The sequence below is a fragment of the Kitasatospora sp. GP30 genome, assembly GCF_029892145.1.
GTDB lineage: Bacteria > Actinomycetota > Actinomycetes > Streptomycetales > Streptomycetaceae > Kitasatospora > Kitasatospora acidiphila.
This window is the reverse complement of the sequence record NZ_JARZAH010000007.1, coordinates 1-21,180: the sequence shown is the minus strand read 5'-3', so window position 1 is coordinate 21,180 and position 21,180 is coordinate 1. Positions and strand designations below refer to the sequence as shown.

At 74.2% G+C, this 21,180-nt stretch carries 19 protein-coding genes; 13 read left to right on the top strand and 6 right to left on the bottom strand.

The genetic code is table 11. The features are described from left to right. Window positions 1–16: 16 nt before the first annotated feature. Together P3T35_RS13390 and P3T35_RS13385 are read right to left on the bottom strand one after the other, a co-directional pair. Window positions 17–1,342: an LCP family protein gene (locus P3T35_RS13390; RefSeq protein WP_101381541.1), complete on the bottom strand. Its 1,326-nt coding sequence runs from the start codon at window positions 1,340–1,342 to the stop codon at window positions 17–19. 111 nt (window positions 1,343–1,453) lie between these two features. Continuing rightward, complete coding sequence (locus P3T35_RS13385; protein WP_101381542.1) at window positions 1,454–2,230, bottom strand: TIGR03089 family protein; 777 nt, start codon at window positions 2,228–2,230, stop codon at window positions 1,454–1,456. 146 nt (window positions 2,231–2,376) lie between these two features. On the opposite strand from P3T35_RS13385, the gene P3T35_RS13380 reads away from it, so the two are divergent. Genes P3T35_RS13380 through P3T35_RS13365 form a run of 4 tightly spaced genes read left to right on the top strand, consistent with a single transcriptional unit; the run spans window position 2,377 to window position 5,081 of the window. Then, window positions 2,377–3,594 (top strand): N-acetylmuramoyl-L-alanine amidase, encoded by a 1,218-nt coding sequence (locus P3T35_RS13380; RefSeq protein WP_101381543.1) that lies wholly within the window; start codon window positions 2,377–2,379, stop codon window positions 3,592–3,594. Window positions 3,595–3,640: 46 nt separating this feature from the next. Then, window positions 3,641–4,555: a DNA-3-methyladenine glycosylase gene (locus tag P3T35_RS13375; protein WP_101381544.1), complete on the top strand. Its 915-nt coding sequence runs from the start codon at window positions 3,641–3,643 to the stop codon at window positions 4,553–4,555. A gap of 21 nt (window positions 4,556–4,576) precedes the next feature. Continuing rightward, window positions 4,577–4,774: a hypothetical protein gene (locus P3T35_RS13370; protein ID WP_101381545.1), complete on the top strand. Its 198-nt coding sequence runs from the start codon at window positions 4,577–4,579 to the stop codon at window positions 4,772–4,774. Window positions 4,775–4,790: 16 nt separating this feature from the next. After that, window positions 4,791–5,081, top strand: a complete 291-nt coding sequence (locus tag P3T35_RS13365) for a Uma2 family endonuclease (RefSeq protein ID WP_280706034.1) — start codon at window positions 4,791–4,793, stop codon at window positions 5,079–5,081. A 4-nt stretch (window positions 5,082–5,085) separates the two neighbouring features. Here P3T35_RS13365 and P3T35_RS13360 read toward each other — a convergent pair whose 3' ends face one another. The 3 genes from P3T35_RS13360 to P3T35_RS13350 are packed head-to-tail and all read right to left on the bottom strand — an operon-like array spanning window position 5,086 to window position 8,008. Next, a complete protein-coding gene (locus tag P3T35_RS13360) occupies window positions 5,086–6,390 on the bottom strand; it encodes a coenzyme F420-0:L-glutamate ligase (RefSeq protein WP_101381546.1) in 1,305 nt (434 codons plus the stop codon). After that, complete coding sequence (gene cofD, locus P3T35_RS13355) at window positions 6,387–7,370, bottom strand: 2-phospho-L-lactate transferase (protein WP_101381547.1); 984 nt, start codon at window positions 7,368–7,370, stop codon at window positions 6,387–6,389. Before cofD ends, P3T35_RS13360 begins: the two co-directional genes overlap by 4 nt. 38 nt (window positions 7,371–7,408) lie before the next feature. Next, complete coding sequence (locus tag P3T35_RS13350) at window positions 7,409–8,008, bottom strand: cysteine dioxygenase family protein (RefSeq protein ID WP_101381548.1); 600 nt, start codon at window positions 8,006–8,008, stop codon at window positions 7,409–7,411. Window positions 8,009–8,765: 757 nt separating this feature from the next. Here P3T35_RS13350 and P3T35_RS13345 point away from each other — a divergent pair. The 3 genes from P3T35_RS13345 to P3T35_RS13335 all read left to right on the top strand — a co-directional run bounded on the left by P3T35_RS13345 (window position 8,766) and on the right by P3T35_RS13335 (window position 14,849). Then, complete coding sequence (locus P3T35_RS13345; protein WP_101381549.1) at window positions 8,766–9,035, top strand: WhiB family transcriptional regulator; 270 nt, start codon at window positions 8,766–8,768, stop codon at window positions 9,033–9,035. A gap of 250 nt (window positions 9,036–9,285) precedes the next feature. Beyond that, entirely contained in the window at window positions 9,286–13,194 is a 3,909-nt protein-coding gene (locus tag P3T35_RS13340) for a glycosyltransferase (protein WP_101381550.1), read from the top strand. Beyond that, window positions 13,191–14,849 (top strand): DUF5719 family protein, encoded by a 1,659-nt coding sequence (locus tag P3T35_RS13335; protein ID WP_101381551.1) that lies wholly within the window; start codon window positions 13,191–13,193, stop codon window positions 14,847–14,849. The genes P3T35_RS13340 and P3T35_RS13335 overlap by 4 nt, the downstream gene beginning before the upstream one ends. Before the next feature lie 36 nt (window positions 14,850–14,885). Here P3T35_RS13335 and P3T35_RS13330 read toward each other — a convergent pair whose 3' ends face one another. Next, window positions 14,886–15,353, bottom strand: coding sequence for a metallopeptidase family protein (locus P3T35_RS13330; RefSeq protein ID WP_101381552.1), 468 nt, complete (start codon window positions 15,351–15,353; stop codon window positions 14,886–14,888). 139 nt (window positions 15,354–15,492) lie between these two features. Between P3T35_RS13330 and P3T35_RS13325 the strand changes: the two genes are divergently transcribed. The 6 genes from P3T35_RS13325 to P3T35_RS13300 all read left to right on the top strand — a co-directional run. Then, window positions 15,493–15,864, top strand: coding sequence for a DUF3499 domain-containing protein (locus tag P3T35_RS13325; RefSeq protein ID WP_280706031.1), 372 nt, complete (start codon window positions 15,493–15,495; stop codon window positions 15,862–15,864). Between the two features lie 181 nt (window positions 15,865–16,045). Further along, complete coding sequence (locus P3T35_RS13320; protein WP_101381554.1) at window positions 16,046–17,431, top strand: phosphomannomutase/phosphoglucomutase; 1,386 nt, start codon at window positions 16,046–16,048, stop codon at window positions 17,429–17,431. 95 nt (window positions 17,432–17,526) lie between these two features. Next, window positions 17,527–17,709, top strand: a complete 183-nt coding sequence (locus tag P3T35_RS13315; protein WP_101381555.1) for a Trm112 family protein — start codon at window positions 17,527–17,529, stop codon at window positions 17,707–17,709. A gap of 40 nt (window positions 17,710–17,749) precedes the next feature. Next, window positions 17,750–18,964 carry an SIS domain-containing protein gene (locus tag P3T35_RS13310; RefSeq protein WP_101381556.1) on the top strand — a complete coding sequence of 405 codons (1,215 nt, stop codon included), beginning with the start codon at window positions 17,750–17,752 and terminating at the stop codon, window positions 18,962–18,964. Between the two features lie 99 nt (window positions 18,965–19,063). After that, complete coding sequence (manA, locus tag P3T35_RS13305; RefSeq protein ID WP_101381557.1) at window positions 19,064–20,269, top strand: mannose-6-phosphate isomerase, class I; 1,206 nt, start codon at window positions 19,064–19,066, stop codon at window positions 20,267–20,269. A 239-nt stretch (window positions 20,270–20,508) separates the two neighbouring features. Further along, the coding region (locus P3T35_RS13300; RefSeq protein WP_280706028.1) for an adenosylhomocysteinase at window positions 20,509–21,180 on the top strand (672 nt) is incomplete at its 3' end.

Genomic DNA, 21,180 nt, shown 5'->3' with positions numbered 1-21,180 from the left:
CGCCGCGGCCGGCGGCTCACTGGGCGAGCGTGCCGGTCCAGCCCTGGACGCAGCTGTGGTCGTCGCCGTTGCGCACCGTGACGCCGCCGGGGCCGGTGGGCGCGGGCGACGCCGAGGCCGACGGGGACGGCGAGCCGTCGTCCGCCTGCACGGCCGACGCCGTGGCGGTCGCCGACGGCGAGCCGCTCGCGGCCGGTGAGCCGGTGGGCGAGCCGGTGGGTGAGTCGGTGGGCGAGCCGGTGGGTGTGTCAGCGGGCGAGCCGGTCGCCGAGGCGGTCGGCGCGGGGGTCTGGGTCAGCGGCCGGCCCTCCCGGATCAGCTGGAACAGCTGGTCCGCGGCGGGCTGGGTGAACGCCGCCTTCTCACGCAGCTCCGGATCGGGATCGTCCGCGGTGTAGTGCATCTCGGGCTGGACGAACTGCACCGCGTCCGGCTTGATGCCGCTGAGCTGGTTGGCCAGCCCGACCAGCTTGGTGGTGCCGGCGATCGCGTCGTCCACGGTGATCGAGCGGGTCGCCGTCTCGACTACAGGGAAGGCCGTGGTCGGGTCCAGCAGGGTGCCGGCGCCGGTCACCTTGCGCACCAGCGCGGCCAAGTAGGCCCGCTGCATGGTGAACCGGCCCAGCGAACTGCCGTCCTGCACCGCCATCCGGGTCCGCACGAAGGCCAACCCCTCGTCGCCGTTGAGCAGTTGGGGCCCGGCCGGCAGGTCGAGGTGGGACTCCCGGTCGTGGATCGGCGTGCACAGGTCGACCGGGACCCCGCCGACCGCGTTGGTCAGGTCCTTGACGCCCTGGAAGTCGACCAGCGCGTAGTGGTCGATCTTCAGCTGGGTGATCGACTCCACGGTGCTGGTGACGCAGCCCGGGCCGCCGCGCCCCAGCGCCTCGTTGAGCGGCTGGTGCTCGGCGGCGGGGAAGTCCTCGCCGGTCTTGGGGTCCTTGCACTCGGGCAGGTCGACCAGGGTGTCCCGGGGCAGGTTGACCGCCACCGCGGAGTTCCGGTCCGGCGCGATGTGCAGCAGCAGGTTGACGTCGTTGTTGCCGGGTCCGGTGTTGTCCACGTCGCCGTAGGCACCGCCCAGGTCGGCCCGGCTGTCGGTGCCGATGACCAGGATGTTCATCGCGGTCCGGCCCGCCTGGTCGGTCGGACCGGGCGGAGGCGGCGGCAGGGCGACGGCGGCCCGCAGCGGTGCGTGCCGGATGTTGTGGTCCAGGTGCCGCAGGTAGAGGTAGCCGGCCGTGCCGGTGGCCAGCACCAGCACGGCCAGGGTGAGCGAGATCCGCTTCAGCCAGCGCCGGGTGCGACTGCTCCCGGTGCCGTCGCGCCGCGGGCTGGTCATGGCTCGTTTCCCCCCAACTGATGGTGGGGGGAATGTACCGCCTGGCCCGGACGTGCTGTCGAATCGGTTACACCATCAGAACATTTGACCGAGGGGTGTCACGTACTGCGTTCAGCCGAGCCGGTGGGTGACCCGCTCCGCCTCGATCCGGCGCTGCCACTGATCCTCCGTCAGGCCCTCGGAGTTGCGGCAGAGCACCACCGAACCGCCGGCCGCCAGCGGTGCCAGCAGGCCCGCCTCCAGGCCGGCCCAGTCGTCGTAGGAGAGGGTGCTGAGAACACGCGATCCGCGCTCCAGGCCGAGCCGGGCGGCGCCCTCGCGGGCCAGCTGCACGGTCTGCGCGCCGGTCAGCTTCAGCGGCAGCCCGTCCACGGAGCTCTCCAGCGCCGGCGAGTCGGCGACCACCGGGGAGTACGGGGCGAACCGGTCGCCCTGGCCCGGCACCTCGGCCGCGTAGTCCAGGAACCCCTCCGGCCGCTGCGGGAACCGGCCGCCCAGCGGGCGCAGCGCCAGCGCCACCCGCTCGCCGCCGCAGGCCTCGGCGGCGGCCAGGCCGTCCGGACCGCTGACCACCAGCTGGGCCTCGGCCGGATCCCCGGCCGGTACCGCCGTGACGCCCACCGACCAGCAGGCCAGCAGCCAGACGGCGCTCTGCCAGTGGGCCGGCAGCAGCAGCGCCGCCCGGTCCTCGGGGGCGGCGTTCAGCTCGTCCTGCAGCAGATTGGCGGTCTTGGCGACCCAGTTGTCGAAGGTCTTGACCGAGAGTTCGACTCTCTCGCCCGACCGGTCGTCGTAGAAGGTGATCAACGGGCGGGCGGGATCCTCACCGAGGGCGGCTCGCAGCAGCTCGGCGGGGGCGTGGGCGTCGGCAGCGAAAGGCGCAGTCATGGTGCCGTCCAGCCTACGACCTGGCGCCGCCGCCGGGGGAGGGGGCTTGCTGGGCGTGATTGCCGCGCCGACCTTGTCGAATACCCGTCAGAAAGCGGCGGGCGGCCCGGTGGCAGACTGGCCGATATGGGCAGATCATCCGTTTTATGCCGAACCGATTCACGCCACTTTCCGCGCTGTCGACCCGTTCCGCGCTGACCCGCTCCGCCACGCTGCTCGGCGCCGGGTGCGCCCTCTCGCTGCTGACCCAGGCCACGGCCGTCCCCGCCGTCCCCGTCACCCAGGCGGGCGCCCGTACCGCGACCATCGCGCTCGGCGCCCTGCCCGGCGGCCGGGCCGGTGGGCGGACGGTGCGGGGCCTGACCGCCCGCGGCACCACGAACTACTCGCTGCTCGGCGTCAGCTGGGACGATCCGGAGGCCCAGCTGGCCGGCACCGCCCAGGTCCGCACCCGCTCGGCCGGCCGCTGGAGCGGCTGGCAGGACCTGGTCGCCGACTCCGAGGACCGCCCGGACCGGGCGGAGGCCGACGGCCCGGGCACCCGCGGAGCCACCGCGCCGCGCTGGGTCGGGCCGAGCGACGGCGTCGAGGTCCGCGTCACCGGCGACGGGCCGCTGCCGCGCGGCCTGCGGGTCGACCTGGTCGACCCCGGCACGGGCAAGCCCGGGGCCGACGTCCCGACCATGCCGTCCGACGAGGCGTCAGCCTCCGCACCCGACGCGGCCCATCGGCTGGCCCGGCCCACCCGGGCCCACCAGGCGCCCCGGCCCGGCATCGTCACCCGGGCCGGCTGGGGAGCCGACGAGTCGCTGCGCCATCCGGGTTTCACCTACACCGGGGCCGTTCGGGTGGTCTTCGTGCACCACACCGACACCGCCAACGACTACAGCTGCTCGGACAGCCCCAAGGTGATCCGCGCGATCTACCAGTACCACGTGCAGACCAACGGCTGGAACGACATCGGCTACAACTTCCTGGTCGACCGCTGCGGCACCATTTACGAGGGCCGGGCCGGCGGGGTGGCCCAGCCGGTGCTCGGCGCCCACACGCTGGGGTTCAACGCCAACAGCACCGGCGTCGCCGCCCTCGGCACCTTCAGCAACGACGTGCCGCCGCAGGCCCAGGTGGACGGCGTCACCAAGATCGCCGCCTGGAAGCTCGGCCTCACCGGCCAGGACGCGCTCGGCACCGCCGAGCTGACCTCCGCCAACGACGGCAGCCGCTACCCGGCGGGTGACAGCCACTCCTTCAACACCATCTCCGGCCACCGGGACGCCTTCGCCACCGACTGCCCCGGCGGTGAGCTGTACAACCGGCTGCCGGCGATGCGCCTGTGGGCGGCACACCTGCAGGGCCGTCGGTAGCCGGCCGTCGCCGGGGAACGTCGGTGGTGGGAGCCAGACTGGACGGGTGACCGATCTCCCCCGGGAGCGGGTCTGGCTCCCCGGCCACCCGCTCGACCTGCACCGCACCCTGGCCCCGCTGAACCGCGGCCCCGGCGACCCGGCCTGCCGGTTCACCCCGGACGGGGCCGTCTGGCGCGCCTCACGCACGCCCGCCGGGCCGGGCACCCTGCGGGTCGAGGCCGGCCGCGGCGAGGTGCGGGCGCAGGCCTGGGGGCCGGGGGCCGGCTGGCTGCTCGACCGGCTGCCGGAACTGCTCGGCGACACCGACGACCCGGCCGGCCTGCGGCTGCCGCCCGGCCCGCTGCGCGAGGCCCAGCGGACCAACCCCGGACTGCGGCTGTGCCGCACCGGGCTGGTGCTGGAGTCGCTGATCCCGGCGATCCTGGAGCAGAAGGTCACCTCCGACGAGGCCTACCGCGCCTGGCGGCTGCTGCTGCGCGATTTCGGCACGCCGGCGCCCGGGCCGACCGACCGGATGCGGGTGCCGCCGTCGGCCCGGGAGTGGGCGCTGATCCCGTCCTGGGAGTGGCACAAGGCGGGCGTCGACCCCAAGCGGTCGGCCACCATCCAGCGGGCGGTGCGGCTGGCGCCCCGGTTGGAGCAGGCCTCCGCCATGACCCACGCCGACGCCTACACCCGGCTCACCGCGGTGCCCGGCATCGGAGAGTGGACCGCCGCCGAGACCCTGCAGCGCAGCAACGGCGACCCGGACGCGGTCTCGGTCGGCGACTTCCACCTCGCCGACTACGTCGGCTGGGCGATGGTCGGCCGCCCCCGCTCCACCGACGCCGAACTCCTCACGCTGCTCGCCCCCTACACCCCGCACCGCCACCGGGTCTGCCGCCTGGTCGCCCTCAGCGGCCTGCGGCCACCGAAGTACGGCCCCCGCCTGGCACCCAACGACCACCGGGGGCGGTGAACCGTGCGTACGCTGTGGCGCATGGCTCACACGGCGGAGCACGAGACCGACGAGCGCGCCGCGCGCGAGGCCGAGCCGCACCGCGATGAGCCGACCATCGGCATGGCGGAGCTGCTCGTCGAGCTGCTCACCGATGCGGGACGAGCGGTCGTCAGGCCTGGCATGCCGGGTCCCGACCGGCCGGGGCATGAGACATCGTCGGAGGGAGCACCGAGGTGACCACCGGGCTGCCGCAGTGGATGCACCCACCGCGCGACAGCGGCTGGGAGGCAGACGATCTGGACTTGCTGCCGCCGGACGCCCCGAGCACATCGAGCTGCTCGACGGAGCGCTGATCTTCAACACGTCGCCGCAACGCAGCTGGCACGATCGGGTGATCCGTCGCCTCACCGCCGCACTGGAGGCCGCGGCCCCCGCAGGGTGGACGGTCGCGGCGCAGATGACCGTGAAACTCGACCGCCGCAGCCGCCCAGAACCGGACGTCATCGCGGCCGCGGTGCCGTATGACGCGGACCTGGTCCGCTGATCCCCTACCGCACCACCACGAACCCCTCCACCTCCCGCTCCGGGCGGTCCTGGGGGACGGTTGCCGGGCGGCCCACGGCGATGGCGCCCATCGGGTCCCAGTCGTCGGGCAGGCGCAGTGCCTCTCGCACCACGTCCCGGCAGAACATCGTGGACGACACCCACGCCGTTCCGTAGCCCTCGCCGCTCAGCGTCACCAGCAGGTTCTGCACGGCGGCGCCGGCGGCGACGGTGAACATCTCGCGCTCGGCGGCGGCCCGGCGGGCGTCGGGGTAGTGGTGCGAGCCGGCCGTCACCAGGCACGGCACCACCAGGTACGGGGCGCGGCGCAGCACGTCGCCGCGCGCGGTCCGGCGGGCGATCCGCTCCTCGTCCCAGCCGTCCAGCTCGCGCAGGTCGCGGCGCCAGGCGGCGAGCATCGCGTCCAGCAGCCCGGTGCGGGCGCCCTCGGACTCCAGCAGCACGAACCGCCAGGGCGTGGTGTGGTGCGGCGCGGGCGCGGTGACCGCGGCGGCCACCGCGCGCCGGACGGCGTCGCCGTGCACCGGTTCGTCGCTGAACTCCCGTACCGTGCGGCGCATGGTGACGGCGGTTCGGATCGCCTCCGAGGTGCCGAGCCGGAACAGGTCGTCCTGCAGGTCCCGGACCAGCGGCCGGACCCCGTCCCCGTCCTCCGCCGTGACGGCGTCGGGCAGGCCGCGCACCACCGCGACCGGGGTGCCGGTGGCCTTGCCCTTCACCAGGTCGCCGGCGGCGGCGATCTCGTCGGCGGTGGCGGTGACGGTCATGTGCAGCTCGTTGCCGTGGCTGTCGACCCGTCCGCGGTGGTCCTCCAGCACCGCCACGCCGGCCGCGCCGATCGCGACGTCGGTGAGCCCGCTGCGCCAGGCCCGGCCGAAGGTGTCGGTGATCAGCACGCCGAGCCGACGGCCGGTCAGCTCCTGGAGCCGGGCCCGGATCGCGCGCGCCGAGGCGTCCGGGTCGAGCGGCAGCAGCAGGATGGTGCCGGGCGCGGTGTTGGAGGCGTCCACGCCGGCGGCGGCCATCACCAGGCCGTTGCGGTTCTGCACGATCCGCAGCCGGCCGCGCCGGGCGACCACGCGCACCGCCTCGGCGTCGATCGCGGCCTCGCGGTCCTCGGCCTGGACTATCCGCCCCTCGGCCTTGCTGACGATCTTCGAGGTGACCACCACGACGTCGCCGTCGCGCAGCTCCACGGCCTTGGCGATCAAGGCGCCCAGGTCGGTGTCCGGCTCGACCTCGGGCAGGCCGAGAACGGGCAGCACTTCCAATGCCGGCGGCTCGGTCATCGGCGCACCTGCTCGGCCAGCTCCAGCGCTGCCCGGGCCATCGCGGCGGTGGCGGCCGGGTCGGTCATCAGCAGCGGCACCGCCCGGCAGGCGATCCCGGCGGCGGTCACCGACTCGACCGCGTCCGCGTCGACCTCGTCCACCAGCCAGCCGTCCAGCAGTTGGGACCCGTAGTGCCGGGCCACCGCGGCGGCGGAGGCCTCGACGCCGACCGCGGCCAGCACCTTGTCCGCCATGCCGCGCACCGGGGCGCCGCCGATGATCGGGGAGAGCCCGACCACCGGAGCGGCGGCCGCTGCCACCGCCTCCCGGATGCCGGGGACGGCCAGGATGGTGCCGATGCTCACCACCGGGTTGGACGGCGGGAAGAGGATCACGTCGGCGGCGGCGATCGCCTCCAGCACGCCGGGGGCCGGCTTCGCGGTGTCCGCGCCGACCGGGATGATCGCCTCGGCGTCCACCGCCGCGTGCAGCTTGACCCAGTACTCCTGGAAGTGGATCGCCCGACTGCCGCCTCCCGCGGCTGAGCCGCTGGTGTCGCCAGTGGTGATCCGGACGTGGGTCTCGACCCGGTCGTCGCTCATCGGCAGCAGCCGCACCCCGGGCTGCCAGCGGTCGCAGAGCGCCTCGGTGACCGCGCTCAGCGGATAGCCGGCGCCGAGCATCTGGGTGCGCACGATGTGGGTGGCGAAGTCCTTGTCGCCCAGCCCGAACCAGGACGGTCCGACGCCGTAGGCGGCGAGCTCGTCCTTGACCGCGAAGGTCTCCTCGGCCCGGCCCCAGCCCTGTTCCTCGTGGATGCCACCGCCGAGGGTGTACATCACGGTGTCCAGATCCGGACAGACCTTCAGCCCGAAGAGGTGGATGTCGTCTCCGGTGTTGCCGATGACGGTGATCTCGTCGTCGGGAGCCACCACGTCCTTGAGACCGCGCAGGAAGCGTGCGCCCCCGATGCCGCCGGCCAGTGCCACGATACGCATGCGTTCATCCTGCCAGCCCGGCCGGGGGCGCAGGACCGTTACCGCGGCAACTCCCGGGCCGGCTGCGGCGCCTCGGCGTACTGGTTCATCTCGGTCAGGCCGGGGGTGTAGAGGTGGATGCTGACGGCGGGCTCCAGGGTCGCGTTGACCACCTCGTGCAGGTAGCCGGCCGAGAAGACCCGGCGCCGGCCCGGGCGCAGGGTGCGGCTGCCGGTGCCGCCGTTGCCCTGCGAGTGCTCCACCAGCTCGCCCTGAACCACCGTCAGCACGCCGGTGGCGGCACCGTGGTCGTGCAGTCCGCTGCTCTGGCCGGGCAGCCAGCTGAGCAGCCAGACCTCGTAGCCGGGGCCGGTCTCCAGTCGCGCGTACCAGCGGGTCAGCGCGTCGTAGCGGACCAGCGGGGCCCAGCGGTCCCGGTCGGCGGCGATCTCGCGGACCAGCCGGGCGTAGCCGGCCACCGTGGTCGGGTGGGCGGGCAGGTCGGTGCGGGCCAGGTGCGGGAAGGCCAGCGGGTCGCCGGCGATGCTGACGTCGCTCAGGCCGTCGGCCCAGGCGCGCACCGGGGCGGCGGCGGGACGGCGGGTGGGCTGCCCAAGGGCGGGAGCAACGGCCGGCCGGGTGTGGTCGTGGTGGCGCATCTGGAGTCCTCGCGGGTGTCGACGGGGTGGGCCGGCATCCGCGGGCGGGTGTCACGGGCGGCCTCGTGGTCCTGGGCGGGCGCGTCGAGGCCGGGGGAGAGAACTCCCGGGAAGTCCAGAGAGGGGGCCGACGCGCCTAGCGACAACAGGAGCAGCGACGGCAACACAGAGCGCTCGCGGCACGCCGGAGCAGCACGTGGCGGCTCGGCTGGGCGATGGACTCTGACATGCATCCCAGGAGACAGGGTCGGTGGGTGCGGTGTCAAGCCGGGGCGTACCGCCAACAGGGGGATAATCAGGACATTCAGTTGGATCGAGTGATAAGTCATCCTCTAGGTTTCGATGTGCTGAAAGCCGGGAAGGCAGGCCGTTGACCTGGTTGATCCCGTGTCAGCGGGCAGCCGGTCCGTCCGTGCACGATCGGGCGCGCCGTCAGATGCGGTGCTGCTCGCGGACACTGTCGCGGCCGTCGGCGCCGTCGGCAACCGGAGCGGCACGCGGGCGCGTCTGGTGATGTGGACGGTGTGTCAGGGGTCGTACCCGTCGCATCGGCTGCGAGCTGCGGAAAGTCCGTTCTGTCCGGATATGTACACTATTTGTAATGGCTTGGTTCCGGGGAGTGAATTCGCGACCCAATACCAGAGCTCGGCTTGACTGAGCCAGAGTGACGCACATGTAATTTCAGTCGTGTCGTCCGGCTGAGCCAGCCGGCGGCAACTTGCACGGGGACGCCAAGAGGGGCAGAGGAGGCGCGCCAATGAGCGAGCTCTTTGAGCTGTTGATCGGTGAGGGCATCGACGAGGAAGAGGAGCTCGGCTGGCAGGAGCGCGCCCTGTGCGCGCAGACCGATCCAGAGTCCTTCTTCCCGGAGAAGGGCGGCTCCACCCGCGAGGCCAAGAAGGTGTGCCTGGCCTGCGAGGTCCGCTCCGAATGCCTTGAGTACGCCCTCGCCAACGACGAGCGATTCGGTATCTGGGGCGGCCTGTCTGAGCGCGAACGCCGTCGGCTCAAGAAGAGCGCCGTCTGACCGTCCGATCGGTCATCCGCATTCCCCCTCCGCAGAATCCGTCCGGCCCGCACCCATAGGGCCTTCGCTCATAGAGCCTTCATCGCAGTCTGGCAAGCGCCTCGCCACGAATGGCGGGGCGCTTTTGCAATTTCGTGCGCCCCCACCCGCGACGTGGCCTCAGCCCCCACCGGTGGGCAGGGCGCTCATCGGAAGCCGTTAGTGTGGTGCGCCACCTGCCGTCCACTCGGAACCGGGGCCCGCGCACTCGATGACTGCCTACAGCCACCAGCACGGCTATCCAGACCAGCCGTCGTCCGGCCCGCTGCCCCACGGCGGCTCCACCCGGCCGCCCGCCTACCCGCGCCACCTGGTGACCGCCGTCGTCGTCAGCCACGACGGTGCCCGCTGGCTGCCGCAGGCGCTTGCCGGACTGCTCGGCCAGGACCGGCAGGTGCAGCGCATCCTCGCCGTGGACACCGGCAGCACCGACACCTCACCGCAACTGCTGCGCGACACCCTCGGCGACTGGCTGCCCGAGTCCGGCCCGATCGTGCTCGGCCGCCGGGCCGGCTTCGGCACCGCCGTCGCCGAGGCGGTCTTCAACAGCCCGCCGCTGCGCCCCGAGGACCTGCCCTACAGCCTCGACCCGTCCGGCTACGACCCGGTGACCGGCGGCTGGGACGACTTCGGCGACCCGCTCGCCTCCGAGGACGACTTCAACGCCGGCAGCCGCCGCGAGACCCAGCCGATCGAGTGGCTCTGGCTGCTGCACGACGACTGCGAACCGCAGACCGACGCGCTGCGCCGACTGCTCCAGGTCGCCGACAGCACGCCGTCCGCCGGTGTCGTCGGCCCCAAGCTGCGCAGCTGGTACGACCGGCGCCAGCTCCTCGAGGTCGGCATCACCATCGCCCACTCCGGCCGCCGCTGGACCGGCCTGGACCGCCGCGAGCAGGACCAGGGCCAGCACGACCAGGTCCGCCCGGTGCTCGCCGTCTCCACCGCCGGCATGCTGGTCCGGCGCGACGTCTTCGAACAACTCGGTGGCTTCGACCGGGCGTTGCCGCTGATGCGCGACGACGCCGACTTCTGCTGGCGGGTCAACGCCGCCGGGCACCGGGTGGTGATCGCCCCCGACGCCGTGCTGCGGCACGCCGAGGCGGCCAGCCGCGAGCGGCGCGCGATCGACTGCGCCGCCGACCACCCGCACCGGGTCGACAAGGCCGGCGCCGTCTACACGCTGCTCGCCAACTCCCGCCGCCTGCTCTTCCCGTACGTCCTGCTGCGGCTGGTGCTCGGCACCTTGCTGCGGGTGCTGGCCAACCTGGTCGGCAAGGACCCGCGCCAGGCCTACGACGAGATCGCCGGCCTGAACCACGAACTAATCCGGCTGCCCCGCCTGCTGGCGGCCCGCAAGCGCCGGGCCCGGACCCGCTCGCTGGACGCGCTGGACGACCGCAGCCTGTTCCCGCCGCCCGGCGCCACCGCCCGCCTCGCCATCGAGGGCATGATCGCCTCGCTCGGCATCGGCGGCACCGGCGACGAGGTCGGCCGGCACGGCAGCGCGCTGGAGGCCTCCGGCGGCGACGACGACAACGAGGTGCTGGAGGTCGAGCAGTTCGCGCTGCTCAAGAAGCTGGCCCGGCGGCCCGCCCCGGTGCTGTTCGCCGCGCTGCTGCTGCTCACCCTGATCGCCGCCCGCGACCTGCTCGGCAGCGGCTCGCTGTTCGGCGGCGCGCTGCTGCCCGCAGCTGACGGCGCGTCCGGCCTGTGGAACATGTACGCCGGCAGCTGGCACGGCATCGGTTCCGGCTCCACCGCCACCGCGCCGCCGTACCTGGCGGTGCTCTCGGTGCTCTCCTGGCTGCTCTTCGACAACGCCGACCTCGCGGTCACCCTGCTGCTGGTGCTCTCGGTGCCGCTGGCCGCGGTCAGCGCCTACCTGGTCTCCCGCCCGCTGCTCGGCTCCAAGCTGGTGCGGGCCTGGGCCAGCGCCAGCTACGCGCTGCTGCCCGCCGCCACCGGGGCGATCGCCCAGGGCCGGATCGGCACCGCCGTGCTGGTGGTGCTGCTGCCGCCGCTGGCCCGCGCCGCCGCCATCGCCGCCGGCCTCGGCATCCGCCGGGAGACCGCCGCGCGCGGTGTCCGGCCCGGCTGGCGGTCCACCTGGATGACCGTCACCCTGCTCACCGTCTGCACCGCCTTCGTGCCGCTGATGTGGGCGATCGCCGTGCCGCTGACGCTGGCCATACTGGCCGTCGCGATAGTGCGCGGCGGTGCCTACGGCAGCGGGCCGGCCGTGCTGCGCTCACTGGGCCTGCGGGTGGCGGTCATCCTGGTGCTGCCGGTCGTGGTGCTCGCGCCGTGGTCGCTGGGGCTGCTCAGCCATCCGTCCCGGCTGCTGCTGGAGGCCGGCCTGCCCGGCTTCAACGGCCACCAGGCCGGGCCGATCGGACTGCTGCTGGCCAACCCGGGCGGGGCCGGGGTGCCGCCGATCTGGCTGTCGGCCGGCGTGCTGCTGGCCGCGTTCGCCGCGCTGCTGCGCGCCGACCGGCGCCGTGCGGTGCTGGCCGCCTGGGGCGCCGCCGGGGCCGGCCTGGTCTTCGCCGTGGTGGTGGCCGGCACCAGCATCACCCCGGCCTCCGGTGGCCTGCCGGTCGCCGCCTGGGCCGGCCCGGCCACCCTGCTGGCCGGCATCGCCCTGCTGGCCGCGGCCGCGATCGGCGCCGACGGGGCCAACGCCCGAGTGGCCGGCATCGCCTTCGGCTGGCGCCAGCCGGTGGCCGCGCTGGTGGTGGCCGCCGCGGTGCTGGCGCCGGTCGGCACCGCCCTGTGGTGGGCCGTCACCGGCTCGTCCGGCCCGCTGCACCGCGGCGCGGCCGGCCAGCTGCCGGCCTTCGTGGCCGCCGAGTCCGCCACCGGTGACCACCCGCGCGCCCTGGTGCTCTCCGGTGACGCCCAGGCCAGTTCGGTCCGGTTCGCGATCGTCCGCGGCTCCGGCCTGACGCTCGGCCAGGCCGAGGGCACCGTCGACCCGGGCGGCACCACCGGCGACGGGCCGGCCAAGCTGGTCGGCAGCCTGCTGGCCGGCTCCGGGGCCGACCAGGCGAGCGCGCTGGCCGGCTACGGCGTGGGCTACGTGGTGGTCCAGGACCCGATGATTGCCAAGGTCGGCGAGGTGCTCGACACCACCCCCGGGCTGAGCCCGGTGAGCCGGGACAGCGGCACCGCGATCTGGCAGGTGACCGGCGTGCCGGTGGCCCGCGCGGTGATCACTGCCCCGAACGCCGCCCCGGTCAAGGTGGCGTCCGGCGACGAGACCGTGAACACCACCGTCCCGGCCGGCCCCAACGGGCGGGTGCTGCGGCTGGCCGAGCAGGCCGACTCCGGCTGGCAGGCCACCCTGAACGGCACCCGCCTCACCCCGGTCACCCTGGACGGCTGGGCCCAGGGCTTCCAGCTGCCGGCCGGCGGCGGCACCCTCGCCGTCACCCGGGCCACACCGCTGGCGCACGTCGGCTGGACCGCGGCCCAGCTGCTGCTCGGCCTGGTGCTGCTGGTGCTGGCGCTGCCCGGCCGCCGCTCCACCAAGGACGACGACCTGCCCGAGGAGGTGGTGGCCGCCGCCGCGCTGGCCGCCCAGACCCTGGCCCCGCCGGCGCCCGGCAGCCGCCGGGCCCGCCGGATGGCCGAACGCGGCGAGAGCGAGGGCGGCGGCGAGCCCGTCGACCCCGACGACGGCGTCTACGGCAGCCCGGCCGGCCACCCGGCCGGCATCCCGGCCCAGCAGGCCGGGGAGCCCTACCCGACGGCCGAGCCGGTCGCGGCCCAGCCGGACCCGTACGCCGGGCAGCCCTACCAGCCGGCCGACTACCAGCAGGCCGACCCGTACGGCTACGACCCGTACGCGGCCCAGCAGCCGTACCAGGCCTACGCCCAGCCGTACCAGGCCGAGGGCTATCCCGCCGAGGCGTACCCCGCGGAGCAGTTCCCCGAGGGCGGCTACCAGGCCGACCCGTACGCCCAGGCCTACCCCGCCGAGTACGGCTACGGCGGCTACCCGCAGCAGGGCTACCAGACCGACGGCCAGCAGCAGCCCTGGCTGCCCGGCCAGGCCCAGCCCGAGGACCCCGCCTACGGCGGCCACCCGCGCCACGACGGAGCTGACCCGCGATGAAGATGCCCGCCATCAACCTGAACCGCCCGGCGGACGGTGCGTCAGGCGGCGGCGGCCGCACCGGCCGCTCGCTGCTGGCCTGCGTCGCCGTGCTCGCCGCGGTGCTCGGTGTCGCCGAGCTGCGCCAGCCGGCCGCGCCCAGCGCCCGGCCCGCCGGCAGCGCGGCCGCCGCCCAGGTCGAGCGCACCGCGGTGGTCTGCCCGCAGCCGATGCAGGGGCTGACCGGCACCACCCAGATCACCGCGATAACCCCCGCCGACGCCACCGGCACCGGGACCGGCAGCGCGACGGTGAGTGCCGCCGCCGCGCCGGCCGACGGGTCGTCGGGCTCGCCGGCGCCGTCGGGCTCACCGTCCGGGTCCGCCGCGCCCTCGGGCTCCCCGAGCCCGTCGGGTTCGTCCTCGCCGAGCGGCTCCCCGGCCGCCGGCCAGAGCGGCAGCGCCATGATCACCCTGGCCAAGCCCGGCGTCCCGGTCAGCGCCACCGCCGCCACCGGGGACACCGCACCCGGCAGCACCGCGGTCGCCACCGGCGCGCTGGCCCCCGGCTTCACGGTCACCCAGACCACCACCGTCACCGACCAGCGCGGCGAGGGCATGTCCGGGGTCACCTGCGCCCCGTCCGGCACCCACTTCTGGTTCGCCGGCGCCAGCACGGCCGGCAACCGCAAGGACTACCTCAGCCTGACCGACGCCGAGAACACCGCCGCCGTGGTCGACATCAAGCTCTACGGCGACCAGGGCCCGATCGACACCGGTGACGCCGGCAGCGGCATCGCCGTCGCCCCCGGCACCTCGCAGAGCGTGCTGCTCACCACCCTGACCACCAGCCAGACCGCCGACCTGGCGGTCGAGGTGCGGGTCCGCAGCGGCCGGGTCGGTGCGTACCTGCACGCGTCCGACGGCTCGGCCGGCTCGGACTGGATCCCGGCCTCGGCGGATCCGGCGTCCACCGTGGTGGTGCCCGGCCTGCCCGGCGACCTCTCGGCGGCCCACCTGGTGGTGGCGGCGCCCGGCAGCGACGACGACGCCGACCTGAAGATCCAGCTCTCCGGCCAGAACGGCTGGTTCTCCCCGGTCCTGGCCAACGGCCAGGGGACCGTCCACGTCAAGGCCGGCATGGTCACCGCCCTCGACCTCGGCCAGCTGAACCGCCAGCAGATCTCGGCGGTGCGGCTGACGCCCAGCGACCCGAGCCACCCCACCCCGGTGATCGCCACCGTCCGGATCGACCGCAGCAGCAACGGCAAGTCCGACTCGGCCTGGATCAGCGGCGCCGGACCGGTCGGCAAGCGCGCCACCGTGGCCGACTCCCGGGCCGGCGGTGTGTCCACCCTGCTGCTCACCGCCACGGGTGACGCCGCCACGGTCCGGGTGACGGCCTCGGCGAGCACCGGCGGCGGCACGCCGACCAGCAAGGACGTGCAGATCCCGGCCGGCGGCACGGTCGGCCTGGCGTCCCCCGAGCCGGCCGGCGGCAACGGCAGCTTCGGCCTGACCGTGGAGACCACCTCGGGCTCCGGGGTGGTCGCGGCCCGGATGCTGGCGGTGAACACCGACAACGTTCCGATGTTCACCATCCAGGCGCTGCAGGACGACCACAGCTTCGTGCAGGTGCCGCAGACCCAGCAGGACCCGGGCGTACTGCTGCACTGAGCAGGCGCCCGGTCGGCCCCCGCGCGACGACTGCGGTCAGTCCTCGTCGTACCGGGGGTCGATGGCGTCCGGTGAGAGCCCGAGCAGCTCCGCGACCTGCTCGATCAGGATCTCGTGCACCAGCGCCGCCCGGTCCTCGCGGGACTTGGCCCGGATCTCCACCGGGCGGCGGTAGATCGTGATCCGGCTCTTGGCGCCCTGGCGGGCCGTCACCACCCGGCCCAGCGGCACCCCGTCCTGGTCCGGCCCGGGCGTGCCGCCGGTCTCCTCGGGCACCTCGGCGACCTCGAACTCGACGTCGATCAGCTGGGGCCAGCGGCGCTCCAGCCGCTCCACCGACTCGCGGATGTAGTCCTCGAACAGCTCGGACCGGGTCAGCGAGATCGGCACCTGCGGCGGGGCCAGCGGGCCGCGCAGGCCACGGCCGTGCCGGTCGCGGCGCCGGGGGCGCGGCGACCCGGACGCGGCGGGCGCAGCGGGCGGTTGCGGTACGGAGCTGTCCATATCAATGACGAGCGTAGTCCTTGGAGGCTGGGAATTGGACCACATGAGCACCGATCGGGGCACGCTCCCATGCGACACGAACCGGCCGCGACCGGCCGGTCTTAGCCAGTCGGCCGAACGTGCGGTACCGTCCACCCCTGTGAGCCCTGTACGTCGTTGTTCGCGGACCGCGTGCGGCCGTCCGGCCGTGGCGACGCTGACGTACGTGTACGCCGACTCCACGGCGGTGCTGGGCCCGCTCGCCACCTACGCCGAGCCGCACTGCTACGACCTGTGCGCCGAGCACGCCGAGCGGCTCACCGCGCCGCGCGGCTGGGAGGTGGTCCGGCTCGCCACCGAAGGCGGACCGGTGCGCCGCTCCAGCGACGACCTGGAGGCGCTGGCCAACGCCGTGCGGGAGGCGGCCCGGCCGCAGGAGCGCGGGCCCCGCCCGGTCCGCGGTTCCGAGGGCGATCCGGTGGAGGCCGGCCGCCGCGGGCACCTGCGGGTGCTGCGCTCGCCGGAGAACTAGAAGCCCCCGCCGATCAAGCACAGTACCGGTGGGCGACCGCCGAGCGTTCCGATCCGGTCACGATCACCGGGTACGCTGCTGCCCTCTCGCGGGTGCACCCTCAGCGGTTCGCGCACCCGAGCCGACGTATCGTGACCGTGGGCCATCGGGGCCCAGATGACACACACAAGGTGGATCCGCAGTGCGCGACCTCAAGCAGCTCGTGAAGGCGTACGACGTCCGAGGCGTCGTCCCGGACCAGTGGGACGAGACCCTCTCCCGTGCCTTCGGCGCCGCATTCGTGCAGGTCACCGGCGCCACGGCGATCGTGGTCGGCCACGACATGCGCCCCTCCTCGCCGAGCCTGACGCGGGCCTTCGCCGAGGGTGCCGCCGCCCGCGGCGCCGACGTCACCGAGATCGGGCTGTGCTCCACCGACCAGCTCTACTACGCGAGCGGCAAGCTCGACCTGCCCGGTGCGATGTTCACCGCCAGCCACAACCCGGCGCAGTACAACGGCATCAAGATGTGCCGGGCCGGCGCCGCCCCGGTCGGTGAGGACACCGGCCTGGCCGACATCCGCGAGCTGGTGCAGTCCTGGATCAACGACGACGACACCGTGACCGTCCCGACCGTCGACGTGAAGCCCGGCGTGCTCACCCAGCAGGACACCCTGCAGGGCTACACCGACCACCTGCGCGGCCTGGTCGACCTGACCGGCATCCGCCCGCTCAAGGTCGTGGTCGACGCGGGCAACGGCATGGGCGGCCACACCGTGCCGACCGTCTTCGCCGGCCTGCCGCTCGACGTCGTCCCGATGTACTTCGAGCTGGACGGCACCTTCCCGAACCACGAGGCCAACCCGCTCGACCCGAAGAACCTGGTCGACCTGCAGGCCAAGGTCAAGGAGGTCGGCGCCGACATCGGCCTGGCCTTCGACGGCGACGCCGACCGCTGCTTCGTGATCGACGAGCGCGGCGAGCCGGTCTCCCCGTCCGCCATCACCGCCCTGGTCGCGGTGCGCGAGCTGGCCCGGGCCAAGGCCGCCGGCGAGGAGAACGCCACCATCATCCACAACCTGATCACCTCGTGGACGGTGCCCGAGGTGGTCGCCGAGCACGGCGGCAAGGCGGTCCGCACCCGGGTCGGCCACTCCTTCATCAAGCAGCGGATGGCCGAGACCGACGCCGTCTTCGGCGGCGAGCACTCCGCGCACTACTACTTCCGCGACTTCTGGCGCGCCGACACCGGCATGCTCGCCGCGCTGCACGTGCTCGCCGCGCTCGGCGGCCAGCCGGGCACGCTGTCCGCGCTGACCGAGGAGTACGACCGCTACGCCGCCTCCGGCGAGATCAACAGCGAGGTCGCCGACCAGGCCGCCAAGACCGCCGAGGTCAAGGCCGCCTACGGGTCGCTGGAGGGCGTCAGCGTGGACGAGCTGGACGGCCTGACCATCGCCGGCGCCGACTGGTGGTTCAACCTGCGCGCCTCCAACACCGAGCCGCTGCTGCGCCTCAACGTCGAGGCCAAGGACCCGGCCAAGATGGCCGAGCTGCGCGACGCGGTGCTGGCGATCGTCCGCGCCTGATCGTCGGGGGCGGCGCGCCCCGGCCGGTAGGCTGACCACCGGCCGGGGCGCGCCGCGTCCTGCCGCGAAGCGACGAACCCACGGAGCAGCACCCCATGACGCTCGAACCGTTCCTGCTGGAGATCCTGGTCTGCCCGCAGTGCCACGCCAAGCTGGTCGAGGGCGGCACCGCCGACGCCCCGGAGCTGGTCTGCACCGGCAGCGACTGCGGCCTGCGCTACGAGGTGCGCGACGGCATCCCGGTGCTGCTGGTGGACGAGGCCCGCCGCCCCGCCTGATCCTGCTCGTCTGCCCCCGCGCCACCGGAGGTCTAGCCGCATGCTCGACGACAGCCTGCTCGACGATCCGGCCGCCCTCCAGCGCGCCGACCAGGACCACGCCCTGCTCGCCCTGGCCGCCTCCGGCGCCCGGGTCCGCACCGCGCTGCGGCTGGCCGAGGCCGCGGGAGTGAGCTCGCTGCGGCCGGAGGGCCGGCCGCGCGCCGTCCTGGTCGCCGGAGCCGGCAGCGTGCTGATGGTGGGCCAGGCGCTGGCCGCCCTGGTCGGCAGCGCCACCCTGGTGCATCCGCTGGCCGCCGTCGACGTGCTGCCCAGCGATCCGTTCAGCGCCGGGCTGAGCTGGCAACTGCCGGGCTGGGCCGGACCGCTGGACCTGGTGGTGGTGGCCGGTGCGGAGGGCGTCGAGGAGGGCCTGATCCGGCTCGCCGAGCAGGCCTACGCACGCGGCTGCGCGATCACCGTGATCGCCCCCGAGGGCCGTCCACTGGCCGAGGCCGCCGCCCAGGTGCGCGCCCTGCCGCTGCCCTATGCGGTCGCCAACCTGGAGGAGCCCGCGGCGGCCCCGGCCGAACCCGACCTGCCGCCCGAGGACCCGGGCGCCTTCTGGGCCTTCCTCACCCCGCTGCTGGCCCTCGCCGAGCGGATCGGCGTGCTGCGCCTGGGACCCGGGGAACTGCCCGCGCTGGCCGACCTGTTGGACGAGCTGGCGGTCCGGCACCGCCCCGACGCGCCCGCCTACCGCAACCCCGCCAAGGGCCTGGCCGCCCAACTGGCCGGCACCGTACCGCTGCTGTGGAGCGACGGGGAGCCCGCCGGGGTGGCCGCCGAGCGGCTGGCCGCGATGCTCGCCGACCGGGCCGGGCGCCCGGCCGTGACCGGACGGCTGCCGCAGGCGCTCAGCACCCACCGCGGCATGTTCAGCGGCCAACTCGGCGCCGGCGGAGACCCCGAGGACTTCTTCCGGGACCGGGTCGAGGCGCCGGAGCCGCTCAGCCTGGAACTCCTGCTGCTGCGGCACACCCCGCGACCGGCCGAGCAGGCGGACGGCGACGGCGGCGAACCTGAGACGCCCGCCGAGCCCGGGCCGGCCGGGCACGCGGTCCGCCGGGCGCGGCGGCTGGCCGAGGCCCACGAGGTGCGGCTGACCGAGCTGACCGCCGAACGCCCCGAGCCGCTGGCCGCCCTGGCGGAGCTGGTCTCGCTCGGTGATTTTGCGGCCGTCTACCTGGGCCTGGCCACCCGGTCGGGGCACTGATCCGAGTCGGCTAGGGTCGGCAAAGCGTTGAACAGCGAGACAGCCTCGACAAGCAACCCGGCCGACTCGACCGCCGACACCTAGGAGCAAGGCCCCCGCATGGACCGCCTCGTCAACACCGTCCGCCCCTACGCCTGGGGTTCGACCACCGCGATCCCCGCGCTGCTCGGCGTGCAGCCCACCGGCGAGCCGCAGGCCGAACTCTGGCTGGGCGCGCACCCCGGGGACTCCTCCCGGCTGGACCGCGGCGCCGGGCCGGTCGAGCTCGCCACGGTGATCGCCGCCGACCCGGCCGCCGAGCTGGGCGCGGAGTCGGTCGAGAAGTTCGGTCCGGCCCTGCCGTTCCTGCTCAAGGTGCTCGCCGCCGAGATCCCGCTCTCGCTCCAGGTGCACCCCAGCCGGGCCCAGGCCCAGGCGGGCTTCGCCGCCGAGGACGCGGCCGGGGTGCCGGTCGAGGCCGGCCACCGCAACTACAAGGACGCCAACCACAAGCCCGAACTGATCTGCGCGCTGGACGAGTTCGACGGCATGTGCGGCTTTCGCGACCCGCTGGCCACCGCCGCGCTGATGGAGGAGCTGGCGGTGCCCGGGCTGGCTCCGCTGATCGACCTGCTGCGCACCAAGCCCGCCGAGCAGGCACTGCGCGAGGCGCTGGCCACCGTGCTCTCCACCGACCCCGCGGTGGTCGCGGCCACCATCACCGAGCTGGCCGCGGCGCTGGACCGGCAGCTGGTCGTGCACCCCGACTCGCCGCACGCGCTGGAGTGGGCCGGCTACGCCTATGCCGCCCGCCACTTCCCCGGCGACGCCGGGGTGCTGGCCGCGCTGCTGCTCAACGTGGTCCGGCTGCAGCCGGGCGAGGCGCTCTACCTCGGCGCCGGGGTGCCGCACGCCTACCTGCGCGGCACCGGCGTGGAGATCATGGCCAACTCGGACAACGTGCTGCGCTGCGGCCTCACCCCCAAGCACATCGACGTCCCCGAGCTGCTGAAGGTCGTGGTCTTCGGCGCCGGCGACCCCGGCGTGCTGCGCCCGGTGGCCGACGCCGACGGCGAGGAGCTCTTCCCGGTCCCGATCGACGAGTTCCGGCTCAGCCGCTTCCGGCTCACCGAGGGCACCGGGCGGACCGTGGACGGCCGCGCGGCGCAGATCCTGCTCTGCACCGACGGCACCGTCACCCTGACCGACGCCACCGGCCGGGCCCTCCAGCTGAGCCGCGGTCAGTCCGTCTACCTGCCGGCCACCGGCCAGGCCACCGCGCTGACCGGGCAGGGCACCCTGTTCCGCGCCACCGTCACGCTCTGACCGCGCACAGTGCGGGCGGATCCGGCGCAAAACCCGTGATCCGCCCGCGCCGGCGGGCCCGGGCGGTGTAGATTCGTGGACGGTGTCAAACGTCGCTGCTGATGGCGGTCGATCCGATCAGGGTCGAGGGAGAGAGGTCCTCCGACGGATTGTGCCGCGCAGCGGAGCGCCCCGTCGGGCCGCCCCGCCGTCCAGCACACCCGTTCCCACCGACCGAACGCAGCGAGGAGCAACCCCGCATGTCGAACACCACCGGCGACTTCAAGGTAGCCGACCTCTCCCTGGCCCCCTTCGGCCGCAAGGAGATCCAGCTCGCCGAGCACGAGATGCCCGGCCTGATGTCGATCCGCAAGGAGTACGCCGCCGGCCAGCCGCTGGCCGGCGCCCGGATCACCGGCTCGCTGCACATGACCGTGCAGACCGCCGTGCTGATCGAGACCCTGGTGGCGCTCGGCGCCGAGGTCCGCTGGTGCTCCTGCAACATCTTCTCCACCCAGGACCACGCCGCCGCCGCCATCGCGGTCGGCCCCGAGGGCACCCCGGAGAACCCCCAGGGCATCCCGGTCTTCGCCTGGAAGGGCGAGACCCTGGAGGAGTACTGGTGGTGCACCGAGCAGGCGCTGACCTGGCCGAACGGCCAGACCCCGAACATGATCCTGGACGACGGCGGTGACGCCACCCTGCTGATCCACAAGGGCGTCGAGTTCGAGAAGGCCGGCGCCGCGCCGGACCCGTCGACCGCCGACAACGACGAGTTCCGGATCATCCTGGAGCTGCTCAACCGCACCCTGGCCGAGTCCCCGCGCAAGTGGACCGAGGTCGCCGCGACCATCAAGGGCGTGACCGAGGAGACCACGACCGGTGTGCACCGGCTGTACGAGATGCACCGGGACGGCAAGCTGCTGTTCCCG

Excerpts from the sequence above, each read along its gene's own strand:
- P3T35_RS13390 (WP_101381541.1), bottom strand. The coding sequence starts at position 1,342 with ATGACCAGCCCGCGGCGCGACGGCACCGGGAGCAGTCGCACCCGGCGC.
- P3T35_RS13385 (WP_101381542.1), bottom strand. The coding sequence starts at position 2,230 with ATGACTGCGCCTTTCGCTGCCGACGCCCACGCCCCCGCCGAGCTGCTG.
- P3T35_RS13380 (WP_101381543.1), top strand. The coding sequence starts at position 2,377 with ATGCCGAACCGATTCACGCCACTTTCCGCGCTGTCGACCCGTTCCGCG.
- P3T35_RS13370 (WP_101381545.1), top strand. The coding sequence starts at position 4,577 with ATGGCTCACACGGCGGAGCACGAGACCGACGAGCGCGCCGCGCGCGAG.
- P3T35_RS13360 (WP_101381546.1), bottom strand. The coding sequence starts at position 6,390 with ATGACCGAGCCGCCGGCATTGGAAGTGCTGCCCGTTCTCGGCCTGCCC.
- cofD (WP_101381547.1), bottom strand. The coding sequence starts at position 7,370 with ATGCGTATCGTGGCACTGGCCGGCGGCATCGGGGGCGCACGCTTCCTG.
- P3T35_RS13350 (WP_101381548.1), bottom strand. The coding sequence starts at position 8,008 with ATGCGCCACCACGACCACACCCGGCCGGCCGTTGCTCCCGCCCTTGGG.
- P3T35_RS13345 (WP_101381549.1), top strand. The coding sequence starts at position 8,766 with ATGAGCGAGCTCTTTGAGCTGTTGATCGGTGAGGGCATCGACGAGGAA.
- P3T35_RS13340 (WP_101381550.1), top strand. The coding sequence starts at position 9,286 with ATGACTGCCTACAGCCACCAGCACGGCTATCCAGACCAGCCGTCGTCC.
- P3T35_RS13335 (WP_101381551.1), top strand. The coding sequence starts at position 13,191 with ATGAAGATGCCCGCCATCAACCTGAACCGCCCGGCGGACGGTGCGTCA.
- P3T35_RS13330 (WP_101381552.1), bottom strand. The coding sequence starts at position 15,353 with ATGGACAGCTCCGTACCGCAACCGCCCGCTGCGCCCGCCGCGTCCGGG.
- P3T35_RS13315 (WP_101381555.1), top strand. The coding sequence starts at position 17,527 with ATGACGCTCGAACCGTTCCTGCTGGAGATCCTGGTCTGCCCGCAGTGC.
- P3T35_RS13310 (WP_101381556.1), top strand. The coding sequence starts at position 17,750 with ATGCTCGACGACAGCCTGCTCGACGATCCGGCCGCCCTCCAGCGCGCC.
- manA (WP_101381557.1), top strand. The coding sequence starts at position 19,064 with ATGGACCGCCTCGTCAACACCGTCCGCCCCTACGCCTGGGGTTCGACC.